The sequence below is a fragment of the Caulobacter sp. GW821-FHT09A05 genome, assembly GCF_059418465.1.
On the sequence record NZ_JBWKPX010000005.1, the window covers coordinates 60,670 to 79,835 of the forward strand.

A 19,166-nucleotide genomic window follows, 5' to 3' on the forward strand; every position below is an offset into this window, starting at 1 on the left:
ATGCTCGAACGCCTCTTCGGCCTCAAGGCCCAGGGAACCGACGTCCGCACCGAGGTGCTGGCCGGCGTCACCACCTTCATGACCATGGCCTATATCGTGGTGGTCAACCCGGCGATTCTGGGCGAGGCAGGCATGCCGGTGGCCGCCGTGGCCGCCGCCACCTGCCTGGCGGCCGGCTTCGGCTCGATCCTGATGGGGCTGATCGCCAACTACCCGCTGGCCCTGGCCCCCGGCATGGGGCTGAACGCCTATTTCACCTACACCGTGGTCAAGGGCATGGGCGTGCCCTGGGAGGTCGCCCTGGGCTGCGTCTTCCTGTCGGGCGTGGCCTTCCTGGTCCTGACCCTGGTGGGGGTGCGGCAGATGATCGTCGCGGCCATTCCCAAGCCGCTGTTCTCGGCGGTGGCGGCCGGGGTGGGGCTGTTCATCGCCTTCATCGGCCTGAAGGAGGCCGGGATCATCGTCGCCAGCCCCGCCACCACCGTGGCCCTGGGCGACCTGACCACTCCGACCGCCGCCGTGGCGATCCTGGGCCTGGTGCTGATCGCCGTGCTGCAGGCCTGGCGGGTCAAGGGCGCGATCCTGATCGGCATCCTGCTGGCCGCCGCCGCCGGCTGGGCCCTGGGCCTGGCCAAGATCGCGCCGGGGACCTCCAGCCTCGCCGACCTGACCGCCACCGCGTTCAAGATGGACGTGGCCGGCGCGTTCCACCTGCAGGGCGGCATGGCGCTGGCCATGCTCGAGATCGTCTTCGTCTTCCTGTTCGTCGACCTGTTCGACAATGTCGGCACCCTGGTGGCGGTGACCAAGAAGGCCGGCCTGCAGGCCCCCGACGGCTCGATCCCGCGCCTGAACCGCATCCTGCTGGCCGACTCGGCGGCGACCATGGTCGGGGCCGCGGCCGGCACCTCGACCGTGGTCAGCTATATCGAGAGCGCCTCGGGCGTGACGGCCGGCGGCCGCACCGGCCTGACGGCGGTGGTGGTCGGCCTGCTGTTCCTGGTCACCCTGTTCTTCGCGCCCCTGGTCCAGGCGATCCCGGCCGCCGCCACCGCCCCGGCCCTGATCCTGGTGGGCGCGCTGATGGTCGGCTCGCTGGTCGACGTCGACTGGGCCGATCCCACCGTGGCGATCCCGGCCTTCCTGACCCTGATCACCATTCCGCTGACCTTCTCGATCGCCAACGGCCTGGCCTTCGGCATCACCAGCTACGCGGTCCTGCGCCTGCTGACCGGCAAGATCACCAAGGCCGACTGGCTGCTGCTGATCCTGGCGGCGCTGTTCGTGATCCGGTTCGTCTATCTGGCGAAGGGGTGACGCCAGGACCCGCAAAGACCCGTTTGCGCCGGCGCGGCCTTTCGGCTAAGACCGCGCTTCCGCAAGGCGGAAGCACCCGTAGCTCAGCTGGATAGAGCGTTGCCCTCCGAAGGCAAAGGTCACACGTTCGAATCGTGTCGGGTGCGCCAGCTTCTCGATTGAATCAGAATATTTATACCGCACGTCCCTGCGGCGCTCTTCGGGAACAGCTCCATGTGGGGCGCTAGTGGGGCGGCGGAATTCGCCCCAAAGTCCGGGTCGGCCGTTCGAAAGTCCGACAACTGGCGCATCTTGCGGCCATCCGATGCGATGGTTGCCGACTTCCAATGGAACTCAACGGCTTCACCGGCCGTGCATTTTGCCCCCACAAGATCGACAAATTCTTCTATCTGAAGGCTCGACTCGACTGCTGGTTTAAGGGTGCTGCATGGCGGATCAGATCCAAAAGGACTCGCTTAAAGCGAAGCTGGCGGAATTGGGCGGAACGGCGGGCAATGGTCGACTGCGAGAGGCGCTCGGCTGGGACGAAGCGACTTACGAAGGCGTCAAGCGCGAATTGCTTGCTGAGGGCATTGTCGCCGCTGGCAGAGGGCGCGGCGGCTCTCTTGCTCTTGCCGGTCTTGATGCAGAAGCCGCTGTGCCGCTCGCCGCGGCGCCGAAGCCTCAACGCCCCAAGCCAAGCGGCGGCGACCTTGGCTTTGAGGCGGAGCTGTTCAAAACGGCCGACAAGCTGCGCGGCAATATGGAGCCGTCGGACTACAAGCACGTCGCGCTTGGCCTCATTTTCCTAAAGCACATCTCCGACAGCTTCGAAGCCAAACGCGCCGAGCTTTTGGCGGAATATCCCGACGGCGCGGAAGACCGCGACGAGTACGCCGCTGACAACGTCTTCTGGGTGCCGCCGACCGCGCGGTGGTCGCACCTCCAAGCCAACGCCAAGCAATCCTCGATCGGCAAAATGATCGATGAGGCGATGCTCGCGATCGAGAAGGACAACGAAAACCTCAAAGGCGTGCTGCCCAAGGACTATGCTCGCCCCGCGCTCAACGCGGTGATGCTGGGTGAGTTGATCGACCTGATCTCCGGCATCGCGCTGGGACAAGAGCGGGGCGAGGCGCGCGATCTTCTGGGCCGGGTCTATGAGTATTTCCTGGGCCAGTTCGCGGGCTCGGAAGGCAAGCGGGGCGGGGAGTTCTACACACCCCGTTCCGTCGTGCGGGTGATGGTCGAGATGATCGAGCCTTTCAAAGGGCGGGTCTACGACCCCTGCTGCGGATCCGGCGGCATGTTCGTGCAGTCCGAGAAGTTCGCCCTGGAGCATGAGGGAAGGATCGGCGACATCGCCGTCTATGGCCAGGAGTCGAACTATACGACCTGGCGCCTGTGCAAGATGAACCTCGCCGTTCGCGGCATCGATTCCGAGATCAAATGGAACAGCGAGGGCAGCTTCCACAAGGACGAGCTGCGCGACCTCAAGGCTGACTATGTTCTGGCCAATCCCCCGTTCAACATTTCCGATTGGGGCGGTGATCGGCTGCGTGAAGACGTGCGCTGGAAGTACGGCGTCCCGCCCGCCGGCAACGCGAACTTCGCCTGGGTCCAGCACATCGTGCACCATCTGGCGCCGGCGGGCGTGGCGGGGGTGGTGCTGGCCAATGGCTCGATGTCATCCACCCAGAACAACGAGGGCGTGATCCGGCAGGCGCTGATCGAGGGGGTAAACGGCGCGCCCGGCGTCGTCGATTGCATGGTGGCGCTGCCGGGCCAGCTTTTCTACTCGACGCAGATTCCCGTCTGTCTCTGGTTCCTTGCCCGCGACAGATCGAATGGCATTGCCCGCAACGCCAAGCTTAGGGATCGGCGCGGCGAGATTCTCTTCATCGATGCGCGCAAGCTCGGCCACATGGTGGACCGCACGCGCAAGGAATTCTCCGACGCCGACATCGAGAAAATCACCCGTGCCTATCATGCCTGGCGCGGCGAAGAGGGCACGGGTGTTTATGAGGACGTTCCGGGGTTCTGCAAGTCGGCAACTATCGAGGAAGTTCGGCAACAGGCATACGTCTTGACGCCGGGGCGATATGTTGGGAGCGCCGAGGTCAACGATGTTGACGGGTTGTTCGCCAATCGCTTTGCGGAATTAACCGAAAGGCTTCGTGGCCAGTTCGCGGACTCGGATGCGCTCTCCGCGCGCATCGCTCAAGCCTTGCAGCGTTTGGTTGCGTGACGATGCGAGCCCAGACCATAACTGGCGGGCGCGATGCGACCGCGGCCGTGATCCCGGGACGATATGCACTCTCAGTGGGTATGCCCAATCTGTCCACTCCCGAGGGGTGGAAGTGGACACCCTTGTCATCTGTAGCGCGGCTTGAGTCTGGACATACACCCAGCCGTCGACATCCTGAATATTGGGGCGGTTCGATCCCATGGATCGGTATTCGCGATGCGACAGGAAATCATGGTCGCATCATCCATGAGACGATAGAATTCACAAACGAACTCGGGATTGAGAATTCCTCTGCTCGCGTGCTCCCAAAGGATACCGTTTGCTTATCAAGAACAGCTTCCGTTGGCTATGTTGTCATCATGGGGCGCCCGATGTCGACCAGCCAGGATTTCGTGAACTGGATTTGTTCGGACAAGCTAAACCCTCATTTCTTGAAATATGTCCTGCTAGCCGAGCGTGAAGCGCTTTTGATGTTTGCAGTGGGGAGTGTCCACCAGACGATCTACTTCCCGGAAGCAAAGGCGTTTCACATATGCATGCCCGATCGGCACGCTCAGGATTCGATTGTCGAAGTCCTCGGTGCGCTGGACGACAAGATCGAGTTGAATCGGCGTATGAACGAGACGCTGGAAGAGACCGCGCGGGCGATCTTCAAGGATTGGTTCGTCGATTTCGGCCCGACCCGCGCCAAAATGGAAGGCCGCGCACCTTACCTCGCAGCGGACATCTGGTCCCTCTTCCCTGACCGCCTCGACGACGAGGGCAAACCGGAGGGGTGGAACGAGTCCACCGTTGGAGCAGAATTCAATCTAACCATGGGTCAGTCTCCGCCTGGCGAAACCTACAATGAAGCTGGCGAGGGATTGCCGTTTTTCCAAGGGCGCACTGACTTTGGTTTTCGCTATCCGGTCCGCCGAAAATTCTGTTCGGCGCCGTCTCGAGTTGCTCGTCCAGATGACACGTTAGTAAGCGTTCGGGCGCCGGTTGGTGACTTAAATATGGCTTGGGAAGAGTGCTGTATCGGGCGAGGTGTCGCTGCGGTTCGTCATAAAAGTGGAAAACGAGGATATACACAGTATTCTCTGCGCTATTTGCAGCCAGAAATCGAACGCTTTGAAGACACTGGTAGCGTCTTTGGTGCAATCAACAAGGCTCAATTTGAGCGATTGCGCTTCATTGCTCCAAACTTGGTCTCCGTAGACGCATTTGAGATGATTGTTCAAGGAATGGACGATCGCATTCGCGCCAATACAGGTGAATCGGAGACTTTGATTGCAACCCGTGATTTCCTCCTGCCAAGGCTCATGTCGGGCGAGGTTCGCGTGAAGGACGCCGAGAAGTTCGTCGGAGAAGGCAAATGACGGTTTGGCTCACCCGCGTGGAAAGCTCTGAATCCTTTGTCTTCTTGAACGACAACGAAAAGATGAGCGCTGGAAACGTGACCGACGCACTTCGAACCCATGGGATCACTCTCGTTGTTTGGAGCCAGCGCCTTCAGCTCCGCGAACGACTTGTGGCGTAGGGAGGCGATCACGATGTCAGCCGACTGGTATCCTGGGATCAAAGCCTTCTGTGCTCACTGGCGCCATGCGCCGATGCTGCAACAGACCTTCGAGACCCTTGAACGAGAGTTCGCGGACGAGAACGACGCTTGCATCGATGCGGCCAAAGCCTTCGTGGAATGTGCCTGCCGATTGTTGATCCAGGAGTTGGACAATCCGCTGAACCCGATCGACAAGTGGCCGGACAGCCCAATTCGGAATGCGCACCCGAGCTTCAGCAATTGGGTTTCCGCGGCTTTTCGCTTGATGGCGATCGTCGAACGTCGCGATGACCCGTTCAGCAAGGTGATATCGCAGCACTACAATCTGACCGAAGCGCTCGGTAAGTTTCGTGATGTTGCGGGGACCGTCAGTCATGGAAAGGAAGGCCTGAGCAAGAAGCTTTCCGCCCATCATCGGCGCTCGGCGTTGCTCGCGGCGGATGCGATCGTCACCTTCCTTCATGAGGCCTATCTCGAACGGGAGCCCGACCCGGTTCGCACGTTCGAGCCCTACGAGCGGTTCGAAGCGTCAAATGCGATCATCGATGAGTTCGCAACGTTGCGAGCGGAACTCGATGAGGAAGGGTTCATCCGCGCCGTGGTCGTCCTTCCCGACGGCGAAGAGGTGCCTCTGGCGATCGAAACGTCTCGCCTGCTCTTCGGCGTGGACCGCGAAGCCTATAAACTTGTGCTCAGTGCATGCCGCGAAGCCAAGACCGTTGCGCCTCAAGACGCGGAGGTCGCCTGATGGCCTATCTTTCAGAGGCCGCAGTTGAACAGATCGTGTTTGAACAGCTTTCTGGCCTCGGCTACGCGGTCGCCACCGACGCCGAGATCGGCCCGGACGGCAAGGCGCCCGAGCGGGAAGCCTATGCCGATGTGGTTCTCGCCAAGCGGCTGACAGCGGCCATCGAAAGACTCAACCCGGCAATTCCGGCAGAGGCGCGCGGTGACGCCCTGCGCAAGGTTCTGGCCACCGAAAAGCCATCTCTGGTCGAAGAGAACCGTCGTCTTCACAAGCTGATGGTCGAGGGCGTCGATGTCGAGTTCTACAGCGAGGATGGCACGATCCGCGGCGACAAGGTTCGCCTGATCGATTTCGACGACGCCGCCTGCAATGACTGGCTGGCCGTCCGCCAGTTCACCGTGGTGGAGGGCGGGGTAAACCGTCGGCCCGATGTCGTGGTGTTCATCAACGGCCTGCCGGTTGGGGTTATCGAGCTGAAGGCGCCCGGCAGCGAAGGCGCGACCCTGTCTGGGGCGCATAACCAACTGCAAACCTACAAGTCGCAGATCCCTTCGCTCTTTCGAACGAATGCGGTGCTCGTCATTTCGGACGGAATATCCGCGCGCATTGGCTCGCTAACGGCCGATCAAGAGCGATTCATGCCGTGGCGGACGGCCGATGGCGAGGCCATCCTGGCCAAGGGGCAGCCAGAGCTGGGCGCGCTTCTCGAAGGGGTTTTCGACCGCGGACGCCTGCTGGACCTTGTGCGGGACTTCACGGTGTTCGGTGAAACGGGCTCGGGCCTCGCCAAGATCATCGCGGGCTACCACCAGTTTCACGCGGTAAAGCGCGCCGTAGCCTCCACCTTGCGCGCCCTGGCCCTCAATGCGGGGCAGGTTGCTACGCCTGATGCGCCGGGCGGCTTCAATGAAGAACCGGCGACCTATGGCCTGCCGGGTGTTTTGAGTTATCCGCGCGGCGACAAGCGCATCGGCGTGATCTGGCACACGCAGGGCTCGGGCAAGAGCCTGCTGATGGCCTTCTATGCGGGGCAGTTGGTGCGCCATCCCGCGATGGAGAACCCGACCATCGTCGTGATCACCGATCGCAATGACCTCGACGATCAGCTGTTTGGCACGTTCGCGATGTGCCGCGATCTGATCCGTCAGACGCCGATCCAGGCGGATAGTCGGGAAGATCTGCAATCAGCCCTCAACCGCGCCTCGGGCGGCGTGATCTTTACGACGATCCAGAAGTTTTCGCCGGCGGGTGGCGAGTCGATCTACCCGATGCTGTCGGATCGCCGGAACATCGTGGTGATCGCCGACGAGGCGCACCGCAGCCAGTATGGCTTCCGGGCCAGGGTCGATAAGAAGACGGGCGAAATCGCCTATGGCTTCGCGAAATATCTGCGCGATGCGCTGCCGAACGCCTCGTTCATCGGCTTTACCGGCACGCCGATCGAACAGGGCGACGTCAACACGCCGGCTGTCTTCGGTGATTATATTGACGTTTATGACATCAGCCGCGCGGTCGAGGACGGCGCTACGGTGCCGATCTACTATGAAAGCCGATTGGCCCGCATCGAGCTGAACGAGGAGGAAAGGCCCAAGATCGACGCCGAAATCGAGGAACTAACCGAAGACGAGGCCACGACGGAACAGGAGCGCATCAAGCGCAAATGGGCGACAGTCGAGGCTCTGGTTGGCTCCGAGAAGAGGCTGGCCATGGTGGCCGCTGATCTTGTTCGGCATTTCGAGGATCGCGTCGCGGCGCTGGACGGCAAGGCGATGGTGGTCTGCATGAGCCGCCGGATCTGCGTGGCGCTCTATAATCAGATCATCGCGCTGAGGCCCGAGTGGCATAGCGACGATGACACAGCCGGCCGCCTCAAGGTCGTCATGACCGGCTCCGCCGCCGATCCTCCAGCCTGGCAAAGCCACATCGGTACCAAGTCGCGCCGCGACTTGTTGGCCAAGCGCGCCAAAGATCCCAAGGATCCGCTCCAGCTGGTCATCGTGCGCGATATGTGGCTGACGGGCTTTGACGCACCATCGATGCATACGATGTACGTCGACAAGCCGATGAAGGGCCACGGGTTGATGCAGGCCATCGCCCGCGTGAACCGTGTATTCCGCGACAAGCCGGCGGGTCTCGTCGTTGACTACATCGGTATCGCCCAGAACCTGAAAAATGCGCTGGGGCAGTACTCGGCGTCAGATCAGCGACAGACCGGCGTCAGCGAGGATGAAGCCGTCGCCGTGTTGCTCGAAAAGTTCGAAGTCGTGGACAACATGTATCATGGCTTCGACTATGCGCGCGGCTTGACTGGCACGGCGCACCAGCGCCTCGTCGTTCTTGCCGAAGCCATCGAGTGGATTCTCGCCCGTCAACACGAGGCCGCCGCTAAGGAGACGAACGCGGACGAAAAGCGCCGGGCAAATCGCCGATATCAGGACGCCGTTCTAGCGCTCTCGAAGGCCTTTGCCCTGGCCTCGGCGAGTGACGAGGCGCGTGAGGTTCGGGATGCGGTCGGCTTCTTTCAGACGGTCCGCGCAGCGCTGATCAAGTCATCCGACAGCTCAGGGAAGAGCATCGCCGAGAGAGAGTTTGCGATCCAGCAGATCTTGGATCGCGCGGTCGTCTCGACCGAGATTGTCGATATCTTGGCGGCTGCGGGGATCACCACGCCCGATATCTCGATCTTGTCCGACGAGTTTCTCGCGGAAGTTCAGCAACTCGAAAAGAAAAACCTAGCTCTTGAGGCGCTTCGCAAGCTCCTCAATGATGAGATCCGGTCGCGAACTAAGACTAACATCGTCGAAACTAAGCGTTTTACGGAGCGCCTGGAGGCCGCAATCGCGCGATATCATACGAACGCGATCAGCACTGTAGAAGTCCTGCAAGAGCTGATTGACCTGGCAAAGGAGATTCGGGCGGCGCGTGAGCGCGGCGCCAACGAGGGGCTTTCTCAGGATGAAATCGCGTTCTACGACGCACTGGCCGAAAATCAGAGCGCCGTCGATCTGATGGGAAATGACGCCCTAAAGGTGATTGCCCACGAACTCTTGGTCAGCCTCAAGGGCAGTGTTTCGGTCGATTGGTCCCACCGCGAAAGCGCCCGCGCGAGAATGCGGGTTTTGGTGAAGCGGATTTTGCGAAAGCATGGCTTCCCGCCTGATCTGCAAGACGCGGCCGTACAAACCGTGTTGAGGCAGGCCGAAGAGTTGTCAGCCAGTTGGACAGCCTGATCAGTGGTCGGCAGAGACGTCTATGCAGGACACAAGCCGTCGATCGCGTCGGGCTACGATCTGGTCGGCCGGGTCGAGGCGGCCGGGGCCGGCGTCGAGGGCCTGGCCGTCGGCCAGCGGGTGGCCGGGATCACCGGCTTCGGCTCCTATGCGACCCGCCGCAACCTCGTGGCGTGATGGCTGGTCCCCGCGCCCGAGGAGGTGGAGCGGCCCGGCTGGTGGCGGTGGTCCTCGGGGTGACCGCCTGGCAGATGCTGCACCGGGGCGCCAACCCGAGATCCACCGCGCGCTCGAGACCCGATCGGTGACGGGCAAGATCGTGCTGGTGAACGACTGACCGACGGCGTCGCGCGCGCCGACGCGGCCCTGGGGTGGGGAAACCCTTACCGGCGCGCGGCGGCGCCAGGGGTTGGAACAGGTCCGTGACCCTCCGCGGGCGTGCGGGAAAGCCTGAATGTCACAATTGACCGCTACGGAGGACGCCGACCGAAGCGGCGGCGCCCCGTCGTCCGGGCGCCGGACCGCGCCGCGGTATTCAGTCTCCAGCCAGCGGATAACGGATGAGCGCCGCCGACAGGGAAAGAACACGATGGTTTCTGCGGAACATCCTGCCGCACGAGGCGGCGCTTAGGGGCTGGCTTTCGCGCAGCGCGCCGGCGGGGGTCGATCCCGACGACGTCATCCAGGAATCCTACGCCATCCTGGCCGAACTGGAGACCGTGGACGCCATCCGCCATCCGCGGGCCTACCTGTTCCAGGTCGCGCGCTCGGTCATCATGCGGCACGTCCGTCGCGCGCGCATCGTGCCGATCCATACCGTCGACGATCTGGAACGGCTCGACCAGCCCGAGAACGCCGCCTCGCCCGAGCAGTACGCGATCGACCGGGACGAACTGCGCCAGCTGGCCCGCGCGATCGCGGCCATGCCGCTCAAGACCCGAGAGGCCTTCATCCTGCGCCGCGTCAGGGATTTGCCGCAGCGCGAGATCGCCGCCCGCATGCGCATATCGGAGAATACGGTCGAGACACATATTTCCCGAGGCATCCTATTCTTGATTGATTGGTTCGGCCGTGGCGGAAACAAGCGGTCCCAAACCTCTACGAACATGGAAGCGGAGATTGCCTCGATAGATGGCCGAGCGAGAAACCAGTCGAGACATTGATCAGGCGGCGTCCGACTGGACGGCGCGGCTGGATCGTGGGCCGCTGACCCCCGAGGGAGAAGACGCCTTGCAGGCCTGGTTGCGGGGCGATCCGCGGCGCAGGGGCGCGCTGCTGCGCGCGCGAGCGCTGTCGATGATGAGCGAGTCCGCCCAGGCGCTCGGGGCCGGCTTCGATCCGGTCGCGTTCGAGGCGCCCGGGCGGTCGCGGTTCGCGGGCCTGTCCCGGCGCCAGGCGCTGGCCTGGACCGGGGGCGTGGCCGCCGCCGGCGCCCTGGGCGCCCTGGGCGTCGCCCTGCCCGCCGCCGGCGCCGTCATCAGCACGGAACGGGGCGAGATCCGCCTGGCCCCCCTCAAGGACGGGTCGACCGTGTTGCTGAACACCGAGACCCGGATCAGGGTCCGGTACAGCCGGGGCGAACGCCGGGTCACCCTGCTCAGGGGCGAGGCCTATTTCTCCGTGGCCCGCGACGAGACGCGGCCGTTCGTGGTCGAGGTCGACGGCCGTCGCCTGAGCACGGCGCAGGCGGGGTTTCGGGTCCGCAAGCTCGACGCCGATCCCGTCGACGTCCTGGTGAACCAGGGCCAGGTCGACGTCGCGACCTCGGCGTCCGCGACCGGCCTGGCGCTCACCTCCAATACGCGGCTGATCCTGTCCGGTCCCGCCGAGCGCCCGCGGCCCGTCGGACCGGAGGCGGTCACCCGCGAGCTGGCCTGGCGCGACGGCAAGCTGGCGTTCGAGGGGGAGACCCTGGGCCAGGCGGCGGAGGCTTTCGCCCGCTACAGCGACACCCGGATCCAGATCCCTGACCCGGCCCTGGCGCGCGAACCGGTGACCGGCCTGTTCGCCGCCAATGATCCGGCCGGCTTCAGCCGCGCCATCGCCCGGGTGTTCGACGCCAGGGTCGAACAGGATGGCGACAAGGTCGTCCTGACCCGCGGCGGTCCCCGTGGCGGCGAGCTGCCTCAAGAAGTTTTTGTTACAAAATAGCGGAAGCCACCGGCTGACGGCTCTCAACCGCGAACGTCGCGACCAGCGCGGCGATTGGGGGCCACCAGCCAATGCATTCTCGCTATTCCGTCCTTGCCTGCGGAGCCGCCGTCATCGCGCTCGCGGCCGCCGCGCCGGCCCTGGCGCAGGACCGGATCTTCGACATTCCCGCCCAGCCCGCGGTCCGCGCCATCCCGGAGCTGGCGCGCCAGGGGCAGGTGCAGATCGTCGCGCCGGCGCGGAACCTCGAGGGCGTCATGACCCCCGCGGTCAAGGGGCGGATGGATGTCCGCACCGCGCTCCGCCGCCTGATCGCCGGCACGCCGCTGCGGATCGATTCCGACGACGGCCAGATCATCACGCTGCGCGCCGCCGGTCCCGCCGCGTCGAACGGAGCCCAATCGCAGGCCGGGGCCGGCGTCGTGCGGGGCCGCGTCCTCAACACCGCCACCGGTGAGTACGTCCGCAACGCCGAGATCCGCGTCGAAGGCACGGCGATCGTCGCCTTTTCCGAGGACGGCGGCGACTTTCGCCTGGCCGGCGTCCCGGCCGGCGAGGTCACGGTCGTCGTCCAATATACCGGCCTGCAGGAGGCCCGGGCAGTGGCCACCGTCGTCGCCGGCCAGGCCGCGACCCTCGATATCGCCTTGAGCCCGCTGTCCTACGCGGCCAGGGACGGCGAGGTCGAAGCGGTCACGATCGTCGCCCGGCGGGAAGGCCAGGCCGCCGCGATCATGGAGCGCCGCGCCTCGACCAACGCCAAGAACGTGGTCGCCGCCGACAATTTCGGCGCCCTGACCATGGGCGACGTCGGCGAGTTCATGAAGAACATGCCCGGCCTGTCGATCGACTACACCGAGGTGGACGCCACCGCCGTCCGCATCGGCGGCCTGGACCCGAAGTACTCGACCTTCACCACCGACGGCGCGCGGATGGCGACGGCGACCTCGAACAACAACAACGGCCGCCAGAACTCGTTCGAGCAGATGTCGATCACCGGCGTCGACTCGATCGAGTTGAACAACACCCTGCAGGCCAGCATGGACGCCGACTCCCCCGGCGGCGCCATCAACCTGCGCAGCAAGTACGCCTTCCAGCGCAACAGCCGCCTGCTGCGCTTCCAGCTGGGCGGCGTCGGCACGTCGGACTCCGGCCTGTCGAAGATCTACCTCCCGGACGACAAGAAGCACGCCCGCATCTTCCCCTCGGCCCAGATCGGCTATGCCGACGTCTTCCTGGCCGGCCGTCTGGGCATAGCGTTCAACGCCAGCTACAACGCCAACTACGTCCAGCAGGACCGCATCCAGACCGACTGGTCCTATCTCGCCAACGGTCGGGTGATCCCCTACCAGGTCATGTGGCGTCCCGGTCCGAAGCTGACGTCGCGCAAGGCCGCCAATCTGAGCGTCGACTACAAGATCACCGACAAGCTGGCGCTGTCGCTGCGCGGCACCTACTCGTTCTACGACGTCGAATACTTCAACCAGTACACCTTCCTGATCTTCGGCACGACGACGGCGTCACGGGCCACGGCGGACTCCACGCCCACCCACATCGTGGTCAATCCCAGCACCACCAACACCCGCCTGCATACGCAGTATTCGCACCGCTACGCTGGCACCCCGTCCGCCCTCTTCGCCCCAAAGCTGGAATACCGGGGCGACACGTGGGAGGCCGTGCTGCGCGGCAGCTATTCCACGTCCGAATTCAACTTCCATGACAACGAAAAAGGCTTCTTCCAGCGCACGGACAGCTATTTGACCGGCATCGGCTTCACGCTGGATCGCGCGTCGGAGGATTCCAACGCCTGGACGCTGAAGCAGACCGCCGGCCGCCCGTGGGGCGACCCCACCAGCTTCAACCGTGACAGCGCCATCGGCAACAACATCCGTACCGCCGAGTCCAACGCCAACAACCAGATGTATAGCGTCTATGCCGACCTGAAGAAGAAGCTTGAGGTCGGCCCGGTCCAGGTCAAGCTTCTGGCCGGCGCGGGCGTCCGCACCAACGTCTGGAAGACCAATGAGGGCTCCTACAAGCAATTTCGCTATGTCGGCCCCACAGGCGTCCAGACCGCCCCCGAGGCGGTTATTCCCTGGACGAAGAACTACCAGTTCCAGATGCACGGCTTCGACGCCGGCAACATGAACGACCAGAACTGGCGCGCGGACAGCAACTACGCCGTCTACGACATCTACAAGGCGCACCCCGAGTACTTCGTGCCCGACACGGTTGGCAACTTGCAGCGCCAGTTCGCCAACAACAAGAAGGTCGGCGAGGAGATCGCCGCCGGCTATTTCGAGGTCCAACCCCGCGTCGGTAAGGCGCAGTTCGACCTGGGTCTGCGCTACGAGAACACCAAGACGGAGGCCCGGGTCGCCGAAAACGGAACCTACACCACGCGCCACGGCGAGTACGACGACTGGTTCCTGAGCGGTGGGATCAAGTACGACTTCAGCAAGAAGCTGGTCGGCCAACTGGCCTTCAGCCAGTCGATCCTGCGCCCCGACTACGGCAACCTCGGCGGCGTCGTCTCGGTGAATGACACCACCCAGATCGTCACGGTGCCCAATCCGCTGCTGAAGCCCGAGCACTCGACCAAGTACTTCGCCGGCCTGCAGTATTTCCTCGAGCCCTCCGGCGTCGTCGGGGTGTCCTTCTACCAGCTCGAAATCAAGGACATGCAAGAGACGGGGGTCACGGTCGATCCCGAGGACGTCGGCTACGATCCCGGCGACTATCCCGGCTATGACTTCCGCAGCGCCCAGAACCGGGCGGGCGTCAGCATCAACAGGGGGTTGACCCTCGAATACGACCAGCAGCTTACCTTCCTGCCGGGCGCCCTGAAGGGCCTGGGCCTGCGCGGCTCGATCACCAGGATCGATCCCGACGGCGAGCGCGTGAACATGCCCAAGACAGCGGCCAACTGGGGCGTGCGCTACAGCTACGGCAAGTTCGACGTCCAGCTGACCGGCAACGCCCAGGGGAAATATCGCACCAGCGCCCTGAGCAACACGCCCACCACCCCCAACAACGGAGTCCTGTACCACGCCGCGCGCGAGCTGTGGAACGTCAGCGCCAGCTACAAGATCAACAAGCAGTTCGAAGTGATGCTGGCCGGTCGCAACATCTTCAACGCGCCGGACGTCATCTACTCGAACGTCCGCAGCCGGGTGCAGCAGTACAGCATCTACGGCTCGATGTGGAACGTCGGGATCAAGGGCGCCTTCTAGGGCTTCGGACGCTGGCGCCGGCGGTTCTCCCCGCCGTCGGCGCCGGCCTGGCCGCGCGCGCCCGACGAAGCGGCGTGCGCGGCCGCCTTCTCTCCAAAACCATCAGTTCACGGAGGCCGTCATGGTCCTGAACATCGATCGTCGCAGTCTCGTCCTCGGCGCCGGGCTCGGACTGGGCGCCCTGGGCCTTTCGGCCGGGCGAAGCCTCGCCGCCGAGGTGCTGGGGGGCACGGGCTTCACCCACAACGTGGCCAGCGGCGAGCCGGGTCCGGACGTCATGCTGCTATGGACCCGTTACGTCCCGGCGACCGGCGACAACGTGGTCCGGCTCGACGTCGAGATGGCGCTGGACCCGGAGTTCACCAAGGTCGCCGCCGGCGGCGTCGTGCGCACCGGCGCCTATCGCGACTGGACCGCGAAGGTCACAGTCGACGGCCTGAAGCCGGGAACCGTCTACTGGTATCGGTTCGTGGCGCCGGACGGGAGCCGGTCCCCGGTCGGCCGGACCAAGACCCTGCCCGTCGGCGACGTCCCCCGGTTCGGCCTGGGCGTCTTCTCGTGCTCGAACCTGCCGGTCGGCCTGTTCAACGCCTACGCCCACGCGGCGGCCCGGTCGGACCTGGACCTGTGGCTGCACACCGGCGACTACATCTACGAATACGGTCCGGCCTCGATCCGCGACGGCGACTGGGCCGTCGGGCGCAGCCTGCAGCCGGCGAACGAGATCCTGACGATCCAGGACTATCGCCTGCGCTACGCCTGCTATCGCGCCGATCCCGACCTGCAGCGCCTGCACCAGATGGCCCCGATGGTCGCCTTCTGGGACGACCACGAGTCCGCCAACGACAGCTGGGAAGGCGGGGCGCAGAACCACCAGTCGGCGACCGAAGGCGACTGGAACCTGCGCCGCGCCGCCGCCATGCAGGTCTATCGCGAGTGGATGCCGGTGTCGGACGAGCCGTGGAAGGCCTATCCGATCGGCGCGCTGGCCACGCTCTATCGCACCGAATCCCGCCTCCTGGGCCGCACCCGGCCGGCCGACATCGGCGCCGCCTTCCGGGCGGAAGATCCCGACGCGGCGCTGAAGGCCTTCCGCGACAGACCCTGGCGGGATCCCTCGGCGACCATGCTCGGCTCGACCCAGGAAAGCTGGCTGGCCCACCAGCTGAAAACCAATGCCCGCGCCGCCACCTGGCAGATGGTCGGCATGGGCACGATCCTGGGGCGGACGGTGATGCCGCGCGAGGCGCTCGACTGGCTGCGGCCAGAGGTGAGCGAACGCAAGGTCGCCGGCTACCGGAACAACATCCGCGCCGCCAAGCTGGACCTGCCGATGTGGATGGACCGCTGGGACGGCTATCCGGCGGCGCGCTCGCGGCTGCTGCGGGCCGCCCAGGCCGCCGACGCCGACCTGGTGATGCTGTCGGGCGACAGCCACAACGCCTGGGCCTATGCGCTGAGCGAGGAGGGCCGTCCCGCCGGCGTCGAGTTCGCCGGCCACAGCGTCACCTCGAGCGGGGCCGAGGGCGACTTCGGCGCCGACCCCAGGCGGGTCGCTCAGGGCTTCATGGCCGCCAATCCCGAGCTGAAATGGGCCGACACCAGCCAGCGCGGCTACATGATGATCGAGGTGACGCCGCAGCGCCTGACGGGCGAGTGGCTGTTCCTGCGGACCATCAAGGCCCGCGACACCACGATCGCGGGCTCGCATCGCCTGCACGTCGACCGGGGACGGAGGGTCTTCGCCGCCTAGGCTGCGGATGTTCGTCGCCGGGACCTTCCCGGACCGGGGCCATGCGGTAAGGTGCGCGCCACGAGGGCTCGCACCCTGCCGCCTCGACGGAGACTGCTCGCATGTGTGACGACGATATCCACCCGGGTCTGGTCCACGATCCCCGCCTGTCGCGCCGGACGTTCGGCCTGGCCGCCGCCGCCCTGGGCGGCTTGGCCGCGACCGCCGCCGGCGCCCAGAGCCCGGTGGTCGAGAAGGACGTCGAGATCAAGACGCCCGACGGCGTGGCCGACGCGGCCCTGTTCTATCCGCAAGGCAAGGGCCGCTGGCCGGCCGTGCTGGTCTGGCCCGACGTGATGAGCCTGCGGCCGGTGTTCCGCGACATGGGCAAGCGCCTGGCCGCCGCCGGCTACGTGGTGCTGGTCCCCAACCTCTATTACCGGGCCAAGAAGGCGCCGGTGATCGAGGGGACGTTCAACTTCGCCAATCCCGACGACCGGGCCAAGCTGACCCCGCTGCGCGCCACCGTCACGCCGGAAGGCACGGACCGCGACGCGGTCGCCTATGTCGCCTTCCTCGACGCCCAGCCCCAGACCAACAAGGCCCGCAAGGTCGGCGTCCAGGGCTACTGCATGGGCGGCCCCCTGGCCTTCCGCACGGCGGCCGTCGCCCCGGGGCGCATCGCCGCGGTGGCCAGCTTCCACGGCGGCGGACTGGTCACCGACCAGCCGACCAGCCCCCACCTTCTGATCCCCAAGACCCACGCCGACTACCTGATCGCCGTCGCCGACAACGACGACAAGCAGGATCCGACCGTGAAGGACAAGCTGAAGGCCGCCTTCGCCGCGGCCAAGCGTCCGGCCAAGGTCGAGGTCTATGCGGGCGCGGCCCACGGCTGGACCGTCAAGGGCAGCCAGGTCTATGACGAGCCCGCCGCCGAGAAGGCCTGGGCCGAACTGCTGGCGCTGTACAAGAAGGCCCTGGCCTGACTTGGGGACGCCGGGAGACCCGATCCGTGTCGGAAATCGGCTAGTCTCGCCGGTATCCTGCTAGAGCGGGCGGCGACCGAGGTTCAGGTTGAGGAGCCTCAACCTCGGGAGACCGCCATGCAACGCCTCGTCCTTTGGCTGATCGCGATGTTGGCGTTCGCCGGTGCGGCGCGCGCCGAAATGCCTGCCTTCCCCGCCGCGTTCAGGATCCAGGAGATCGCCGCCAACGGCACGACGATCCATGTCCGGGTGGGCGGTCATGGTCCGGCCGTGGTGCTGCTGCACGGCTATGGCGAGACCGGCGACATGTGGGCGCCGATGGCCGCCGACCTGGCGCGAGACCATACCGTGGTGGTCCCCGACCTGCGGGGCATGGGCCTGTCGGCCCGGGCGCCCGGCGGCTACGACAAGAAGACCCAGGCGGGCGACGTGGCCGGCGTGCTGGACGCGCTGAAGATCGACAAGGCCGATGTCGTCGCCCACGACATCGGCAACATGGTCGCCTACAGCTTCGCGGTGCAGAACCAGAAGCGGGTCACGCGCCTGGTGCTGATCGACGCTCCGGTGCCCGGGATCGGCCCGTGGGAGGAGGTCCTGAAGAATCCGCTGCTGTGGCACTTCCGGTTCGGCGGGCCGGACATGGAGCGTCTGGTCGCCGGCCGCGAGCGCATCTATCTGGACCGCTTCTGGAACGAATTCTCGGCCAATCCGGCCAATTTCACCGAGGACGCCCGGGTCCACTACGCCGCGCTCTACGCCCGTCCGGGCGCCATGCACGCCGGCTTTTCGCAGTTCGCGGCCTTCGACCAGGACGCCGTCGACGACAAGGCCTTGCTGGCCCGGTACGGCAGGCTGACCATGCCGGTGCTGGCCCTGGGCGGCGAGAAGTCGTTCGGCCCGATGATGGCCACGGTGATGCGCGCGGCGGCCGACAACGTCACCGAGGGCGTGGTGCCGGCCTCGGGCCACTGGATCATGGAAGAGAACCCGAAGGCGACCATCGCCCTGGTCCGGCCTTTCCTGGACAAGCCGCTTTAGGCTAAAGCCTCGCGCCGGGCGGCCCGTGCAGGTCGACCTCCGCGACCAGGAAGTCGATCAGCGCCCGCACCCGGCTGGGCAACTGGCCGCCGTGGCCGACATAGACGGCGTGGATCTCCTCGACGTCGCCGGGGTTATAGGCCTCCAGCACCGGGACCAGCCGGCCAGCCGCGATGTCGGCTCCGACATGGAAAAGGGCCAGACGGGTCAGGCCCTGGCCGACCAGGGCCAGCTGGCGCGAGGTCTCGCCGTCGCCCGAGGTGGCGTCGCCATGGACTGGCAGGGACAGCCGCTCGCCGCCGTCCGTGAAGGGCCACTTGTCGCAATGGCGGGCGAAGTTGAAACCGATGCAGTTGTGGGCGGCCAGGTCGCGCGGCGTTTGCGGCGCGCCATGGCGGGCCAGGTAGGCGGGTGAGGCGACCACGGCCGAGGCGCTTTCGCCCAGCTTGCGGGCCATCAGCTGCGAGGCGCGTAGCGGACCCACGCGGATGGCCAGGTCGGTGCGGGCGTCCATCAGGTCGACGACCGTGTCGCTCAGCACGATGTCGAGGATCACCTTCGGATAGAGCGCCGAGAACCGCGGGACCAGCGGCAGAAGATGATGCAGGCCGAACGCCACGTTGGAATTGATCCGCACCCGGCCGCGCGGCGCCTGGCTGGCGGCGACCGCGCTTTCGGCCTCATCTAGGTCCGCAAGGACCCGCAGCGCCCGTTCATGGAACAGTTCGCCCTCGGGCGTCAGGGTCAGCTTACGGGTCGAGCGGTTGATCAGCCGCGCGCCCAGCCGCGCCTCCATCCGGCTGACCAGCTTGCTGATCGCCGAGGGCGTCATCCTCAGCGCCCGCGCCGCCGGCGAGAAGCCGCCCAGCTCCACGACCCGGGCGAACGCCTCCATCTCGCCCGAGCGGTTGACTTCCAGCCTGGCCATTCTTGATTTGAACTCACAGATGTCTGTCTT

General features: G+C 65.4%; 14 protein-coding genes and 1 tRNA gene. 14 read left to right on the forward strand and 1 reads right to left on the reverse strand.

Annotation, left to right across the window (positions count from 1 at the left end):
• The 14 genes from AC07NX_RS06295 to AC07NX_RS06360 all read left to right on the forward strand — a co-directional run bounded on the left by AC07NX_RS06295 (position 1) and on the right by AC07NX_RS06360 (position 18,208).
• Positions 1–1,317: an NCS2 family permease gene (locus tag AC07NX_RS06295; protein ID WP_494640116.1), complete on the forward strand. Its 1,317-nt coding sequence runs from the start codon at positions 1–3 to the stop codon at positions 1,315–1,317.
• Positions 1,318–1,389: 72 nt separating this feature from the next.
• Positions 1,390–1,466: transfer RNA gene (locus AC07NX_RS06300), tRNA-Arg, on the forward strand.
• Between the two features lie 278 nt (positions 1,467–1,744).
• Entirely contained in the window at positions 1,745–3,544 is a 1,800-nt protein-coding gene (locus tag AC07NX_RS06305) for a class I SAM-dependent DNA methyltransferase (protein WP_494640118.1), read from the forward strand.
• An 80-nt stretch (positions 3,545–3,624) separates the two neighbouring features.
• Positions 3,625–4,905, forward strand: a complete 1,281-nt coding sequence (locus tag AC07NX_RS06310) for a restriction endonuclease subunit S (RefSeq protein ID WP_494640459.1) — start codon at positions 3,625–3,627, stop codon at positions 4,903–4,905.
• The gene (locus AC07NX_RS06315; RefSeq protein WP_494640120.1) at positions 4,902–5,066 is read left to right on the forward strand and encodes a DUF1829 domain-containing protein; all 165 of its coding nucleotides are present in this window, start codon (positions 4,902–4,904) and stop codon (positions 5,064–5,066) included. The genes AC07NX_RS06310 and AC07NX_RS06315 overlap by 4 nt, the downstream gene beginning before the upstream one ends.
• A 13-nt stretch (positions 5,067–5,079) precedes the next feature.
• Entirely contained in the window at positions 5,080–5,835 is a 756-nt protein-coding gene (locus AC07NX_RS06320; protein WP_494640122.1) for an abortive infection family protein, read from the forward strand.
• A complete protein-coding gene (locus AC07NX_RS06325) occupies positions 5,835–9,065 on the forward strand; it encodes a type I restriction endonuclease subunit R (protein WP_494640124.1) in 3,231 nt (1,076 codons plus the stop codon). The genes AC07NX_RS06320 and AC07NX_RS06325 overlap by 1 nt, the downstream gene beginning before the upstream one ends.
• Before the next feature lie 3 nt (positions 9,066–9,068).
• On the forward strand, positions 9,069–9,242 hold the full coding sequence (locus AC07NX_RS06330) for an alcohol dehydrogenase catalytic domain-containing protein (RefSeq protein WP_494640126.1): 174 nt from the start codon (positions 9,069–9,071) through the stop codon (positions 9,240–9,242).
• 383 nt (positions 9,243–9,625) lie between these two features.
• Positions 9,626–10,228, forward strand: a complete 603-nt coding sequence (locus tag AC07NX_RS06335) for an RNA polymerase sigma factor (protein ID WP_494640128.1) — start codon at positions 9,626–9,628, stop codon at positions 10,226–10,228.
• A complete protein-coding gene (locus tag AC07NX_RS06340) occupies positions 10,197–11,216 on the forward strand; it encodes a FecR family protein (protein ID WP_494640130.1) in 1,020 nt (339 codons plus the stop codon). Before AC07NX_RS06335 ends, AC07NX_RS06340 begins: the two co-directional genes overlap by 32 nt.
• Before the next feature lie 71 nt (positions 11,217–11,287).
• The gene (locus AC07NX_RS06345; RefSeq protein ID WP_494640132.1) at positions 11,288–14,449 is read left to right on the forward strand and encodes a TonB-dependent receptor domain-containing protein; all 3,162 of its coding nucleotides are present in this window, start codon (positions 11,288–11,290) and stop codon (positions 14,447–14,449) included.
• A 121-nt stretch (positions 14,450–14,570) separates the two neighbouring features.
• The gene (locus AC07NX_RS06350; protein ID WP_494640134.1) at positions 14,571–16,202 is read left to right on the forward strand and encodes an alkaline phosphatase D family protein; all 1,632 of its coding nucleotides are present in this window, start codon (positions 14,571–14,573) and stop codon (positions 16,200–16,202) included.
• 101 nt (positions 16,203–16,303) lie between these two features.
• Entirely contained in the window at positions 16,304–17,170 is an 867-nt protein-coding gene (locus tag AC07NX_RS06355; RefSeq protein WP_494640136.1) for a dienelactone hydrolase family protein, read from the forward strand.
• A gap of 117 nt (positions 17,171–17,287) precedes the next feature.
• Positions 17,288–18,208 (forward strand): alpha/beta fold hydrolase, encoded by a 921-nt coding sequence (locus AC07NX_RS06360; RefSeq protein WP_494640138.1) that lies wholly within the window; start codon positions 17,288–17,290, stop codon positions 18,206–18,208.
• A 1-nt stretch (position 18,209) separates the two neighbouring features.
• Here AC07NX_RS06360 and AC07NX_RS06365 read toward each other — a convergent pair whose 3' ends face one another.
• Positions 18,210–19,136, reverse strand: coding sequence for a LysR family transcriptional regulator (locus AC07NX_RS06365; protein ID WP_494640140.1), 927 nt, complete (start codon positions 19,134–19,136; stop codon positions 18,210–18,212).
• Positions 19,137–19,166 lie beyond the last annotated feature (30 nt).